Origin of the sequence: Flavobacterium sp. 90, from assembly GCF_004339525.1 — a bacterium.
Lineage (GTDB): Bacteria > Bacteroidota > Bacteroidia > Flavobacteriales > Flavobacteriaceae > Flavobacterium.
In genome coordinates this window covers 5034590-5050578 of the sequence record NZ_SMGE01000001.1, presented here as the reverse complement: position 1 = coordinate 5050578, position 15989 = coordinate 5034590, and the positions used below count along the sequence as shown (strand labels likewise).

The following is a 15989-nucleotide window of genomic DNA, read 5'->3' as shown; positions in this document are numbered from 1 at the left end:
AACACAATTTAAAAACTTTAAAACAAACAAAAAAATGGCATTATTAAGTAAAAAAGCAATGAATTTCGCTTATGGTATGGGAGCGGCAGTAGTAATTATTGGAGCATTATTCAAAATTACTCACTTCGAAATTGGACCATTAACAGGTACATTGATGCTTTCTGTGGGATTAGTAACTGAGGCGTTAATCTTTGCTCTTTCTGCTTTCGAACCAGTAGATCATGAATTAGACTGGACTCTTGTTTACCCGGAATTAGCTAATGGTCAAGCTAGAAAAAAAGCTGACAAAGTTGAAAATTCATCTGATGCTCAAGGATTGTTGTCTCAAAAATTAGACACGATGTTGAGAGAAGCTAAAATTGACGGTGAATTAATGTCAAGTTTAGGAAACTCTATCAAAAATTTCGAAGGAGCTGCAAAAGCAATTTCTCCAACAGTAGATTCTATCGCAGGACAAAAGAAATACGCTGAAGAAATGTCTATGGCTGCTGCGCAAATGGAATCATTAAACAGCTTATACAAAATACAATTAGAAAGTGCTTCAAGAAATGCACAAGCAAACAGCGAAATTGCTGAAAATGCTTCTAAATTAAAAGAACAAATGCAATCAATGACTGCAAACATTGCTTCCTTGAACAGTGTTTATGGTGGTATGCTTTCTGCAATGAATAACAAAGGATAATTAGTTTTTAACTATTATAATTTTATTAATAAAAACTAATTAGAAATAATGGCAGGAGGAAAATTAACCCCTAGACAAAAGATGATTAACCTGATGTATCTGGTTTTCATCGCAATGTTAGCAATGAATATGTCAAAAGAAGTTTTATCTGCTTTTGGCTTAATGAATGAAAAATTTGAAAGTGCTAATACCTCTTCAGAGCAAACAAATGATGATTTATTGAAATCTTTAGATCAAAAAGCATCTGAAGCAAAAGGTGAATACGCTGCTGAGGCAATTATTGCACATAAAGTTAAAACAATTTCAAAAGAATTTTATACGTATATCGGTTCTCTAAAAGGCGATATTTTAAAAGGATTTGAAACTGACAAAGAAACTGGTAAATTACCTTATGAGTCTATGGACAAAGGTGATACTATCGACAACTGGTTTACAGGAGAAGGTTATACTACAAAAGGAAATGATATCATTTCTCATATTGAAAAGTATAAAGCAGCTATGAAATCTGCATTATCAGATAAAAAATATGCTGTAATTTTAGCTGAAATTGAAAAGAAATTTGATATTTCAGATGTTGCAAACAAAGAAGGTTTAAAAGATAAATATTTAGCGTATCATTTTAAAGGTTTCCCGGCTGTTGCTTCATTGGCTAAACTTTCGGCTTGGCAAAATGACGTTCAAAAAGCAGAATCTGATGTCTACAGTGCTGCATTAGGGAAAGCTGCAGTAGCAGAAGCTTCTTATAGTAAATTTCAAGCAATTGTTGTTTTAGATAAAAATGCTTATTTCCAAGGAGAAAAAGTTACTGGTAAAGTAGTTTTGGGTAAATACGATCCTAATGCTCAATTTAGTGACTTTAAAGGTCCTGGTAAATTAGTAAATGGTCAAGCTTTACTAGAGATGACAGCTGGTGGCGTTGGAGAGCAAAAAATTGGAGGTTCTTTCAATTTTGTTGAAAATGGTAAACCAATTAATCTTCCTTTTAATGGAACTTACGTTGTTGTACCAAGACCAAATTCAGCTACAATTTCCGCAGACAAAATGAATGTTGTTTATAGAGGTGTTGTTAACCCAATCTCTGTATCATTTGCCGGTGTTGCTGATAATAAAGTCGTTGCAAGTGCTCCGGGATTATCTTCAGCTGGTAAAGCAGGTAAATATAATATGAGTCCAGGTTCAGGTACCGAAACTACTATTTCTGTAACTGGTACATTGCCAAACGGAGATCAAGTTACAGATAAGAAAACATTTAGAATTAAAGGTATTCCCGGACCAACAGGAACAATTAGAGGTGAAATGGGTATCGTTAAAGGTCCTAGATCTAACTTAGAAATTGCTACGATTGGTGCTAATTTACTTGATTTTGATTTTGAAGTTGGTTTAGAAGTCATTGGATTTAACTTAAAAATTGCCGGACAGCCTACAGTTGTTGTTAGCGGGAACAAATTAAATGCACAATGCAAACAAGTTCTTTCAAGAGCAGGAAAAGGAGATCAGGTTACTATTTCTGAAATTAAAACTAAACTTGCAGGAGCAGGCAGCTATTTATTACCAAGAACTGCTCCTGTAATTTACGAAATACTATAATACAAATACTAGATCTGACACGGTTTTAAAATGTTAGGTTTTTTGAAATAAAAAAGGTTTAATGATTAATTTCATTAAACCTTTTTTTATTGCTTTTTACAGTCTTGTCGTTCTTAGGATTGAATATCGTACACGGATGACACGGATTCGCTTTGCGAAAACGCGGATAAAAACGGATTTTTTTTTATTTTACTCGTAATTGTTACTGACAAACTGAACGCGTAAATAATAAAATTAAAATCTGCGATAATCCGTTCAACCCGTAAAATCTGTGGGCAATTTTCGTGAAATTTATTTAATTGGTCTATCCTCTAATTCTGTTCCCCATTTTTTATTTGGTTTTGATCCCATAATAAATTCTAAAACTCCGCCATTATCAATATCAGCTAGATTAATAAAGGTTTTACTATACTTTTTACCGTTTAATTTGGCGCTTTGGATATAAATATTTTTATCAGAAACGTTCTTTGCTATAACTTTAAAAATCTTTCCGTCTTTTAATTCAATAGAAGCTTCTTTTAATAATGGCGATCCAATAACATAAATCCCACTTGCAGGATTAACAGGATAAAATCCCATTGCACTAAAAATATACCACGCCGAAAGCTCTCCGCAATCATCATTTCCGGAATAACCGGATGAAGTCGTATTATACATTTTCTTCAAAATCTCTGAAACGTATTGTTGGGTTTTCCAAGGTTGTCCACCGTAATTGTACAAATATGCAATATGATGACTTGGTTCATTTCCGTGTGCATATTGTCCAATGAAACCTGAAGCGTTGTCGTTTACTTCTTCAGGTTTGTCTTCTAAAGTGAAAAAAGTATCCAGTTTTTTGGTGAAAGCATTATCTCCGCCAACTAAATTTATAAGCCCTTTTACATCTTGCGGAACGTACCAAAAGTATTGCCAGCCGTTGCCTTCTGTAAACGGATATCCACCATTTGCGCCGTATTTTAATGGATCGAAGGGACTAATCCAATTGCCTTTATCATCTTTAGCTCTGAAGAATCCTATTTGTTTGTCGTATAGATTTCTATAAAATTGAGAACGTTTCGTAAAATGATTGTAATCATCTGTTTTGCCAATTTTCTTGGCTAATTCGGCTACACACCAATCATCATAAGCCATTTCTAACGTCAAAGAAACCGATTGGGATTTTAGATTCTCCGGAATATAACCGTACTTTTCCCAAATGCCAAATGGAGATCCCGGATGTTCACGTGTTGCTGAATTCTTTACGGCTTCGAACGCTGCTTCAGCATCAATTCCTTGTAGATTTTTAAGCACAGCGTCAACCACAACCGGAATGGCATGATTGCCAATCATACAATAATTTTCTTGTCCCCATAATTGCCAGATTGGTAAATAACCAAAGACTTTATAATACGCCAACATACTATTTACAAAATCAACTGAACGTTCCGGCTGTAAAATCGTGTATAAAGGATGCGCACCACGATAGGTATCCCATAAAGAAAATGTTGAATAATAAGGTTTAGATGAATTTCTGGTCGTAAAATCGGCAGCTGGATAATCTCCGCTAACATCTGATAAAGTATTCGGTTGAATGAACGTATGATATAAAGCGGTGTAGAAAATTTGCTTTTGCTCCGGTGTTCCGTCAATTTTTATTTTATTGAGTTCTTTTTCCCAAATTGAATCCGCAGCGTTTACGATTGCATTAAAATTCCAATCAGGAATTTCAGCCTGAACATTCAATCGTGCATTTTCGATACTCGTAGCTGAGATTCCTACTTTTACCAAAATTTCTTGTTGGTTTGAAGTATCAAAATCTAAAATTGCTCGAATTGCATTTCCGTTGACTATTTTAGCATTGTCATAAATATTTCCGCCATCTGTAACATGATTACGGATTATAGGCTGTGAAAATTCAGCGTGAAAAAACACTTTTCGCATTGGAGCCCAACCTGTGATAACGCGATAACCTTCGATAGTATGATCATTAGGAAATGAAAGTTGAGATGCGATAATACGTGTATTCCAATCGGACTTTTTCATCGAATGATCTAAATCGATTATGATATGAGCTTCTTTATTTTTAGGAAAACTATATTTATGAAAACCTGCGTGTATAGTTGCCGTAAGTTCTGCTTTTATCTGATAATCTAATAATTCTACACTATAATAACCAGGTTTAGCCGATTCTTTTTCATGAGAAAATTTAGACTGATACGCATTTTGTCCGGCTTCTTCCTTGACTATTGCGCCACTAAAGGGCATCAACATAACATCGAATAATTCGGCTACTCCGGTTCCGCTTAAATGGGTGTGACTGAAACCTGCAATTGTAGTGTCGTTATAGTTATAACCGCTGGCAACGCTCCAATCAGGTGTATTTCTTGTATCAGGACTCAATTGCACCATCCCAAACGGAACTGTCGCTCCTGGATAATTATTTCCCGAAAGCGGCGAACCGTGTGCTGCTCCTGTTCCGATAAACGGGTTTACATGTGACGTTATTTTTTCTGTTGTTTGTGCTCCTAAAATTATTGAGCTTAGAAATGCAGCACAAAATATTATTTTATTGAGTTTCATTATTTTTAGCATAAAAATTAGTAAAACATGATTTCATTCTTCTATTGAATAGACTCCAGCTTTAGCTGGAGATCAAAAAAAATAATTAAAAAATGGCTTTAGCCAAAATACTTTAAGATTTCGGCTAAAGCCATATTTGACTCTGACTTCGGTAACCTCCAACTAAAGCAGGAGGCTATTCAAGCCTTTTTGGGTGATTAATTCCAGACCTAACAGGTTTTAAAAACCTGTTAGGTCTAATTAAATTCTACAAATTATAACTTAGAAGACGTAATCTCTTTCATTTCTCCGTTTACTTTCACTTTTACTTTTGTTGGTACAGGAGATAAAACTTCATATTTCGTCACTTTACCTTTTTCCCATTTCATATTTATCGTAAAGTTTCCTTCGGCTTTAAGCCCTTTTACTTCACCTTGGTTTAACCAAACGTCTGGCATTGCGGGCAATAATTCGATAAATCCGGCGTGGCTCTGAATCAGCATTTCACCAATTCCTGCTGTGGCTCCAAAATTTCCATCGATTTGAAATGGAGGTCCAGCCGAAAGTAAATTTGGGTAAACTCCTCCTCCTGCTCCGTAATTGATGTTTGTTGCCAATGTTGGTCTCAAAATTGTTTTTAATAATTTATAAGCACGGTTTCCTTCTTTCAAACGTGACCAAAACAACATTTTATAAGCAATTGACCAACTTGGTCCATCATCTCCTCTTACTTCAAGGGTTTTCTTAGCTGCTTCTGCAAGTTCAGGTGTGCTTTCCGGCGTAATTAAAGATGCCGGATATAAGCCGTACAAATGAGAAACGTGACGATGTTGCGGATCTGGTTCTTTATAAGGTTTTAACCATTCCTGAATTCTTCCGTCAGGCGAAATTACTCCTGCCGGAGGTAATAATTTTAATCGTTTTTCGAGTTCGATTCTTAAATCATTATCTAATCCTAGTTTTGCAGATGCTGTAATTACATTATCAAATAATTCACGAACAATCTGATTGTCGATTGTTGGCCCAATGCAAACGTGTGCATCCTGACCATTTGGTAGGAAAAACGAATTTTCAGGCGATACAGATGGCGAAGTTACCAACCATCCTGTTTCGGGATCTTTCACCAACATACTGTTATAAAACTGAGCTGCTCCTTTTATAATTGGATAAATTTCAGCCAAATATTCTTTATCATTTGAATACAGATAATGGTTCCATAAATTATTGCACAACCATCCTGAACCCGCTTTTGCAATTCCCCATGAAGCGCTTTCTCCTGGTTCTGTAAAACCCCAAACGTTGGTGATAACGTGCGCCACCCAACCATCGGCATTGTAATAAGCTTTGGCTGTTTTTTCTCCATAAGGAACCATTTCTTTAACCAAATCTTTTAGCGGAAGATTCAATTCTGATAAATTTCCTGTTTCTAATGCCCAATGATTCATCTGTACATTTACATCAAGATGATAATCACCATTCCAAGGTGTTTGAACCTGATGTGCCCACAATCCTTGCAAATTTGGCGGCAACAATCCTACTCTTGTACTGCTGATACTCAAATAACGGCCGTATTGGTAAAACAAAACCGGAAGTCCTGTATCTGAATCGGAATCTTTCATAAAAGCATCTAAACGCTGATTTGTAGGCAATGTATTTTTGGTTGATTTACCAAAGTTCAAAGCCACGCGATTGAATAACTTCTGATAGTTTTGAATATGCGTTTTCTTCTGATCCTGATATTTCTTTTGCATTGTTATATCCAAAATTTTATCTACTGAAACTTCAAAGTTTTTATCTTTAAAATCGGTTCCAACTGAAATAAACAATACGACTTCTGTAGCATTTTTTATTTCGATTATATTATTAAAATATAAAGTATTTCCATCTCTTACCTGAGATTTTACTTTAGCTACATATTTCATTCCTTTTCCATCAATTCCGTTGTTTAACTGACCTGACATTATAAGAGAATTATCTGTACCATTTATGGTTTTAAAATGTTCCGATCTGTCTAACTGAACCGTGAAGTTTAGTTTTCCTTTTTTACTTGAAGTTAGTTTGATAAAAGCCGCATCGTCACCAAAACCTGCAAAATATTCACGTTTATAAGTCACTCCATCAATTGTAAATTGAGTCGTTGCAACTGCAGTTTGTATGTTTAGATTTCTGGTGTAATTTGTAGCTTTTGATTGGGTTTTATAATCAAATTTCAAGGTCATGTCTCCCAAAACCTGATAACAGCCAAATTGAACATTTGCTCCGTCTCCGCTTCCTGAACCCGGGCCTGTACAAACAAAATTCTCATTAATTAGTTTTTCGGCATCGCTGTTTTTATTGGCTAAAAGCAATTCTCTTATTTGAGGCAAAAAAGTATATGCTTTGTAATTGTTCGCATCTTGCGGAGATCCGCTCCATAAAGTAATATCGTTTAGAACCAACTTTTCGGTTGTGATTCCGCCATCTGGCATGATTCCTAAACGGCCGTTTCCTAATGGTAAGGTTTCTTCCCATTGAGAAGCTGGTTTTGTATACCATAATTCTATCGGATTACTTTGCGAATAGCCCAAAAAAGGCAGTAATATAAAAAATAATGCTTTGTATGTATTGATATTCATATTATGTGTTTTTTAGCCACAGATTAAAAGGATTGGAATGATTTTTTATCGGTGATAAATTTATTTAATCAATTTTAGACGTGTATTAAACCTAACAGGTTTTAAAAACCTGTTAGGTTTGCGGTGAGAACAATCTCTTATTTATTATAAGGAATCGCTTTTATAACCGGTTTTTCTCCGTTTTTCAAAAGCGATTCGTCAAATTCTACAGTAACTTCTTTGCTTTCTCCTTTTAGTAAAGTAAAATAACTATCACTAATAATTGCTGGTAAAATCTGAGCTCCGGTTTTATCATTTAAAGCCTGAATGTGAATTCCAAATGCTAATTCTGACGGGCTTGAAACTTTTGATTTAATAACATATTTCCCGTTTTGTTTTACAATCTTACTCGAAACATTTACGTTTGCTTTTGGCAATTTATTCAAATCGGTGAAGTCTTTCATATTAGAACCTCTCCAATAAAAATTCTCACTAATCGATTTGTTTTGAGCGTTTTTTAATTTTAATCTAATAAAATGTACCGGACTCAAATCTAAAGTATTTGTATTGGTTTCGGCACCAAAAACTTTGAAATCATAAAGGGAATATCCCCAACCTGAACCACGTTTTATACCTAACATTCGAACATAACGGGCTTTTACTTCATCAAATGAAATAGTTTCAAGACCTTGTTTTCCTTCTTTTATAACGCTTGCTTCTGTCCAGTTTTTTGCATCTGTGCTTACCTGAATTTTATATTCTTTTCCAAAGGCATTTTCCCAATTTAAAACTACTCGGTTTACGACATATTCATTTTCAAGATCTACATAAATCCATTCATTATCTGTTGAATTACTTGCCCAACGACTGTTTGAATCTCCGTCTGTAACGTCTCTCGTATTTCCTCCATCTGTTGAAGAAGCCGTTGCATTTTTCTGAAAAGCCAAATCTTTTTGGTTCGAATAAAACGGAATCACAAAACTTTCTGTTGCTGTATTTGAATACGAATCTACAGTTGTATTTTGCTTGAATTTTGCTACTGATTTTCCGTCCAAATTATAAACCGTTGCTTCGGCATTTAAATTTTTAAAATCCGTTCCTGTGGTATTAATTACTTTAACCGAATTATTCACCGGATTCCACTGAATGTGCAATGGTTCACAAGCCGATTTTACGCCCCAATATGCTCCTGTTAAATCATAATAATAATCATAAGTCTGCCAAACCATACTTGGATATGACGATTGACTCATCCAGGTCATAATTCCCGAAGCATCTTCCCACATATGATCTAACCAGCCTTCATACATGGCTTTATTGGTTTCGATATTTAGCAATTGCGCTTTTGTGGTATATTCTTCCAGATTGTAAGGTTTTCCATAACGTTCTGTGATACTTTTATCATAATTATCCGGTGATGCATTAAAGGCTTTTTCTCCAAAGAAATGTTTATTCCACATTTCGTTTCTTGGCCACCAATCTTTTTCCGGAATAAATTTCTTGAAACTTTCGATATTAGGAAAAACGGCTGTTCCAATTTCGGTTCTTAAGCCCCAACCCGGACCATCTCCCGTTCCAACATAAGCCGCAGGATATTTCGTAAAATAAAACCTTGGATCTTTATTTCCCCAAAGACCGCTTCCGCTCAGGTTTCCTGTGTTTGAACAAGGCTGATAATAACGATCATTGTTATCAAAAGTTTTAATATTTTCGGCAATCCAACCGTTAAGCGGAGGTTGAGGAACGCCTTCGTTATCTCCACACCAAACAGCTATACTTGCATGATTTCTCACTCGTTTTATTTTCTCGACAACATTGTTGTTAAAAACATTAATATCTAATGGCAAGTTTGGATTTGCATTTAGCCAAAAATCATCCCAAACCATGATTCCATATTTATCGCAAGCTTCATAAAATTCATCATCTGTAGTTGAACCTAACCAGTTACGAATGATGTTGTAATTCATTTCTTTATGAAGTTTTACTTTAAGATCATATTCATCTCCGCGGCAACGAAGCATATATTCGCTCATTCCCCAGTTTCCTCCTTTTAGAAAGACTTTTTTTCCGTTTATCGAAACATGCAAAACGCCACCTTCTGTATCGTAAGTATATTTTTTAATTCCGAAAGTTACTTTTTGAGCGTCTGAAACAACGTCGCCAATTTTAAAAGTAAACTGGCAAGTATATAAATTAGGATCTCCGTAACCATTTGGCCACCATAATTTAGGATTTTGAATTGCTAGTTCAGGAAATTGTTCTTTGCTTAGTTTTATGTTTGTAATGGCATTTGCATCCAAACTTATTTTTTTAGAAAAAGTAATATTTCCAGGCATTATAACTCCTGTCAAAACTCCTTCTTGATTTTGTGCCGAAGAATTTTTTAGATCTACTTTTATTTCAAGATCTGCACGTCCGTTTGATGGCAAATCCGTATGAATCCACGGATCTACAATCGTAATTTTATTGGTATTACTAAGATAAACATCATCTGTAATTCCTGAATTTAATCCCGGAACATAAGGCATCCAATCCCAGCCTGCGCTTGAAATATAGGTTGGGCTTCCGTAATTATTTAAAGGTTGTTTTGGAATGCTTACCAAAATCGCCAACACATTTTTTTCTTTGCGATGCACCAATTTGGTAATATCAAATTTACCACGTTGCATCATTCCGCTTAAAGTGACTATTTTTTTTCCGTTAAGGTAAATATCTCCTTCACGATTGATTCCTTCAAAATTAAGCCAGACGATATCTTTTGTGAAATTCTCCGGAACAGCAAATTCTGAACGATACCAAAAACTGCGATCGTATTTTGATTTATCTACCTGATAGATATTATCGCCATAATTGGGATCTTTTTCTAATCCGCTTACGACATAAGAATTAAAAATTGTTCCCGGAACAACGGCTTTTACCCAATTTGTATCGGAATAATTTGGAGTAAATATTTTAAGGCTATCCTGCCCTATTTCTGTTTGTGGTTTTAGCTTCCAAACAATATCAGAAGAGTTTAAACTTACTTTGTTTTGGGAATAAACGCTTAATGTTAAAGCATTTAAAACCAATATTATTGTATAAATCTGACTATTAATAAACTTCATGTTGTTGCTTAATTGGTTTACAGATCGTAAACATTAAAAAATAAGAATGCCATTTTGGAATAAGTTTTTTCTAACAGAAAACTCACTTGTACTGTTATTACCTAAATCCAAAATGGCATTACTAATCAAACCGTGATCAACCAAAAATCACGTGACCAAAAAAAAAATTACATTAAAACTATTTTTACGGATATTAATATCCTGGATTTTGATTTTCCGGACCAATCTCATCATTTAGCTTAATCTCTCCGATAGGAATAGGATAAAGGCTATGAAAGGCAGCAATTGTACCGTTTTGTTTTGCCCATTTGTTGCGAGCCTTTACTAATTCTACCAATTTTCCTGTGCGATTAAGATCCATTCTTCTCCAGCCTTCAAAAGCCAATTCACGCATACGTTCATCAAGAATTTGGTCTCTAAACTGAGTTTGAGAAAGTCCGCTCCACTTCATTGCTGCTGGTAATGTACCTCCAAAAGCTCTTGTACGAACCTGATTTACATATCCTTCAGCTTCTGCCGTGTTTCCTAATTCGTTTAAGCATTCTGCGTAGTTAAGTAATACATCTGAATAACGAATGTATGGTTTGTTTTTTCCTGAATTCCAGAACGATTGCTTTCCCTGTACACGAATATCTTCAAATTTTTTAATGTGTGGATCCAATTCATCACCTCCAAAACCAGCAGGAAGTGTTGGTGTAACTCCCTTATATGTAAAATCATAACGAATACTCGCATCTTTACGCACATCGCCTGGTTCCCATATTCCGCCATCCGTTTTATCTTTATAACAATATTGAGTAGGAAGTATCAGATCATAACCGCCAAAATAAGCATACTGATCTATATTTGCCAAAACTCTTGAACCTGTCTGCCATTGGATCTGGTTATTATCAGGCCAGTTATTAGTATACTGCCATTCGTATAAAGATTCTGAAGAATTAGCATGATCCGGACTAAAAACATCTGCATAATTAGGCAATAAACTGTACTTTCCAGATTTAATAACTTCTTCAAACCATTGTTTTCCTTTTGCATAATCACGATATCCTGACGCTTCAGGAGCGTATAGATATACTTTTCCTAAAAGTGCCTGAGCTACACCTTTTGCAGGAAATGCAGGATTGCTTTGTGTTACAGGAAGTTTTTGAATTGCTCTTTCTAAATCGGCAACTATATAGGAATAAACCAAAGGAAGAGGTTGACGTTTTAAACCAAATTCTGCTGTTTTTGCTTTATCATTAATAGGTATTTCTCCCCAATATTGTGTAAGTTCAAACATTAATGTTGCTCTCAAAAAACTAGCTTCTCCCATTAAAAGATCACGTTTTGCACTATCGTCTTCGGTATTGGTTCCTAATGCTCTAATAGTTTGTGCGGCTACTTCAATTACTGGCCATCTGTCATTCCACAATTGCCCAATTGCCTGATTCTCCTGACTTAGAAAACCATTGTATAAGTCAAGTCCTGCCTGATTTGCATCTCCGGTTACCTGCAAAGCTCCTTGCTGTGCTTCATCTGTACCAAGAGAACTATAAAGTCCAGCACGGTCTTTTTGCATATTCCTCCAATTCGTTATAGCTCCCAAGAGAACAGGCTCTATTTTACCTAAACTGCCATATGCCTGAGCAGCAGTAAGTGAACTTTTAGGCTCTTCATCCAAAAAATCTGAAGAACAGGAAGCTGATAATATTGCTAAGGCCATAAAGGCTATAATTTTTGCTTTCATAAAATAATTTTTTAAATTAATTTGATTAAAGAGATACATTTAATCCCATAACTATCATTCTGGATATAGGATAAGAATCTCCTCCCTCAGGATCATACCCTTTGTATTTAGTTACAATAAACAGATTAGATCCCGTTACATAAAAACGTACATTTTTAAGAAAAACACTTTCTGCAACTTTGTCTTGTAATGTATACGATAATGTAAGTGCATTTAACCTAAGGAATGAAGCATCTTGTATTGCCTTATCTGTCTCGCCTAAAGAATATCTTCCACCTCCATAATAAGCTCTTGGAACATCTGTATTGGTATTGGTAGGAGTCCAACGATCCAAAAGATCTGTATGTGCTGCACTCATTCCTCCTGAATTCATATAGCTTTCGTAAGTAGAACTTGGTCGCTTACCTCCTATTGAATATGAAAACACTGCATTTAATGCAAAACCTTTGTAATTAAGATCTGTAGAAAAACCTCCATAATAATCAGGATTCAAATCGCCAACTACATATCTGTCTTTATCATTTATTACACCATCGCCATTACGATCTTTAATTTTAATATCTCCAGCCTGAACAGTTCTACTTCCATAATTTACTCCACTAAGGTTTTCTCCAGTCTGTGCTATACCATCATACTCAAAAACATAAACTGTGTTTACTGATTGACCTAAGAAAAAGTTTCCGGTACGTTGAATCTCATTGTTACTGTAACCACCTAAATTGTATATCTCTGTAGCGTCTCCATAAAGTTTTGTAACCTTATTTTTTGCCGATGATATGTTGGCAGAAACATTCCATTTAAAGTCTTTGTTTTTAATAATGTCACCGCTAAGTTCTAATTCTATACCTTTATTAGTTGTAGCACCAATATTATCCAGCTTATATTTATATCCTGATGAAACCGGCATGTTACGCAACATTAAAAGATCATCATTATTTATATGAAAATAATTAGCACTTGCAGTCAGCCTGTTTTTAAAGAAACCAGCATCTAATCCAACATTAAATTGTTTTTGTTTTTCCCATCTTAAATCAAAGTTATCAATATAATTATCAGACACATAAGTCCCTGAATTATTACTTACTTGTGCATTATATAAGGCAAAATACCTGTAAGCATCTACATTTTGATTACCAACCATACCATATCCTACACGAAATTTAAGCTGGTTTAATTTTTCAAATCCTGAAAGGAAATTTTCTTTGGCAACATCCCAGCTTCCCGCTATCGAAGGAAAGGTTCCCCATTTGTTATTAGGACCAAATTTAGAAGAACCATCTCTTCTTACTGTACCGGTAATATTGTATTTACCATCATAAGTATAGTTCGCTCTTGCGAAATACGACTGGTTTGAATAATCTGTAAAATTCGAGCTTAACTGTGCATTATCCTTTTGATACGCACCTGATAATGCCATGTAGGTCAAATCATCACTAACAAATCCGCGAGCTCTTACATCAGTACTGTTACCTGAATTACTCATTACAGAAAATCCTCCCATAACACTTACGTCATGCTTTGCAGCAAAAACTTTACTATAACTTACGGTATTATCCCACTGATAATTGAATTGTGAATATCTATAATGATGAGCTTCTCCATTCATAGAATTTCTAAGCGACTGTCCTGTGTAACTTGGTATGTAATCAAAATTTGCCTGATCTGCAATATCCACAGACAAAGTAGTTCTGATATCAAGTCCTTTTAATGGTTTTGCACTTAAAAAATTACTACTTGTAAGTCTGTTACGCGTGCTTGAATTTATGATATCAAGACTTTTTATTGGGTTATAAAGATTCTGGTCAAATACTTCACCATATCTAAGATAAGTAGCCTTAGAATCTATAGGCAATAATGGATTTGCTCCCAATGCCACGCCAAAGGCACTACCTTCCTGATAATCGCTCTTGCTTCTTGAAAAAGTAGTATTAGTACCAAACTGCAGCCATGATTTTAAATCCTGCGTAAGGTTGATTTTTCCGTTATATCTTTTAAAATCAGAGTTTTTAAGAAGTCCTTCTTGATTAACATAATTAAAACTTACAAAATAAGTCCCCTTTTCTCCTCCTCCGCTAAAACTTAAATTATGATTCGTTTGAAAACCTGAACGTGTTACCTGATCTAGCCAATTGTAACTTTTTCCCGTTCTGTAAGATTCTAATTCATAAGGCGCAAAAACAGTCGAACCATCTGACTTAATTTGATTAACATAAGCAGCACGATCAGCGCCAGGATGTTCATCCATATAGCGATTTGCATAAGCATCAACCCTTAAATCAAATAATTGTTGACCATTCATTAAAGGGATAGTTCTTGCAAATTCAGAAACACCTGTCCATGTATCATATTGTATTTTTGCTTCTCCTGATCTTGAACCTTTTTTTGTCGTAATTACGATTACTCCATTAGCAGCTCTTGAACCATATAATGCAGTAGCAGAAGCATCTTTAAGAACTTCCATACTCGCAATATCGTCAGGGTTAATGTTTTCAAAATTACTATCAGTAACCAATCCATCTATTACAAATATTGGGTTACCGCCAAAGTTTAGAGAATTATTTCCCCTAATTCTTATCGAACCTGATTGACCAGGTACAGCGCTTTGTTGTACATATACACCTGAAGCGCGCCCTTGTAACGCTTGCACCACATTTGGCGTAGGAACCTCTCTAAGCTTATCACCCGAAACGCTACTTACAGCACCCGATAGATCGCCTTTTTTCATTACAGCTCCAACTATTATAACTTCATTTAATTCTTGAGAGCTTGGTTTTAAAGATGCATTTACAACTGAGCTAGTAGCAGAAATGCTTAGTGGAGTAAATCCGATGAAACTAAATTCTAAAGTTGATCCGGTTTTAACATTCGTTAATTTGTAACTTCCGTCAATGTCAGTTACTGTAGAAGTTTGTGTACCTTTTACTATAACTGTAGCACCCGGCAATGGTAAATTTTCATTATCTGTAACTTTACCGGTGATGGTTTGGGAATAAAGTGTACCGGCGGACATCATAACTACTAAGAAGCATAAGTATCTTATTGCAATTCTCATAATGATTTGGTTTTTAGTTAATAAAATATTGAGTTAGTTTTTTTTTATATTGAGCATTTAAAATATCAGAAAACGAATTGACTTATACTATACTATACTACAACAATACAAACATACAAATATTTTTATAACATCCAAATTTATGTTTTAAGAATTTGTTATTTTTTTACAGGATTTTTTTCGGCATTTGTATAAATAACAATGTTTAAAAAGAATAAAGAAAAAAAATCAAGTTTAAAATAAAGAAATCTCAGACAAAAACTTATGGGTTTCATCCTTTAAACAAAGAAAATAACCACTTTCATACGATTTCTAAAGTAAAAGACATATTTAGAAACAATTCGAAATAAGGGAAAAAAAGCAGTATTAATTCATGAAATTATTAGTCCAACCATTACTAATAATCCTCGTAAAATCCTGATTTTATTTGTGTAAAAAAGACACATTGATATATGTTTTAACCATTTAAATCAAGTAGATTTTTTTTTAAAAAAAAGTGCCATCAGGCACTAAAGGTCGGTAGAAAAAAAATTGGCGTAAAATTCGTTGGCGTGCCGTAGGTACGCATGATTAACGTTTTGTTGCGTACCTACGGCACGTTAAATCTATTCGTAATTGATATTTTCTACCGATCTGTAGTACCTAAAGGCACATACTTTTGGTTCTTTGTTTTTGTTTTTTTGACCTATACGGAGACGCACTGCTG

The 15989-nt window shown here is 34.8% G+C and carries 7 protein-coding genes; 2 read left to right on the top strand and 5 right to left on the bottom strand.

Features of this window, described 5'->3' with window-relative positions:
* The first annotated feature begins 34 nt into the window (after nucleotides 1-34).
* Entirely contained in the window at nucleotides 35-682 is a 648-nt protein-coding gene (gldL, locus tag C8C83_RS20365; RefSeq protein WP_121330402.1) for a gliding motility protein GldL, read from the top strand.
* 48 nt (nucleotides 683-730) lie between these two features.
* Nucleotides 731-2269, top strand: a complete 1539-nt coding sequence (gene gldM / locus C8C83_RS20360; protein WP_121330401.1) for a gliding motility protein GldM — start codon at nucleotides 731-733, stop codon at nucleotides 2267-2269.
* 291 nt (nucleotides 2270-2560) lie between these two features.
* Here gldM and C8C83_RS20355 read toward each other — a convergent pair whose 3' ends face one another.
* The 5 genes from C8C83_RS20355 to C8C83_RS20335 all read right to left on the bottom strand — a co-directional run bounded on the left by C8C83_RS20355 (nucleotide 2561) and on the right by C8C83_RS20335 (nucleotide 15283).
* Nucleotides 2561-4828 carry a GH92 family glycosyl hydrolase gene (locus C8C83_RS20355; protein WP_121330400.1) on the bottom strand — a complete coding sequence of 756 codons (2268 nt, stop codon included), beginning with the start codon at nucleotides 4826-4828 and terminating at the stop codon, nucleotides 2561-2563.
* 254 nt (nucleotides 4829-5082) lie between these two features.
* Nucleotides 5083-7422, bottom strand: a complete 2340-nt coding sequence (locus C8C83_RS20350; protein WP_121330399.1) for a glycoside hydrolase family 95 protein — start codon at nucleotides 7420-7422, stop codon at nucleotides 5083-5085.
* Nucleotides 7423-7559: 137 nt separating this feature from the next.
* Nucleotides 7560-10505: a discoidin domain-containing protein gene (locus C8C83_RS20345; RefSeq protein WP_121330398.1), complete on the bottom strand. Its 2946-nt coding sequence runs from the start codon at nucleotides 10503-10505 to the stop codon at nucleotides 7560-7562.
* A gap of 193 nt (nucleotides 10506-10698) precedes the next feature.
* Nucleotides 10699-12231, bottom strand: coding sequence for a RagB/SusD family nutrient uptake outer membrane protein (locus tag C8C83_RS20340; RefSeq protein ID WP_121331389.1), 1533 nt, complete (start codon nucleotides 12229-12231; stop codon nucleotides 10699-10701).
* Between the two features lie 25 nt (nucleotides 12232-12256).
* Nucleotides 12257-15283 carry a TonB-dependent receptor gene (locus C8C83_RS20335; RefSeq protein ID WP_121330397.1) on the bottom strand — a complete coding sequence of 1009 codons (3027 nt, stop codon included), beginning with the start codon at nucleotides 15281-15283 and terminating at the stop codon, nucleotides 12257-12259.
* Nucleotides 15284-15989 lie beyond the last annotated feature (706 nt).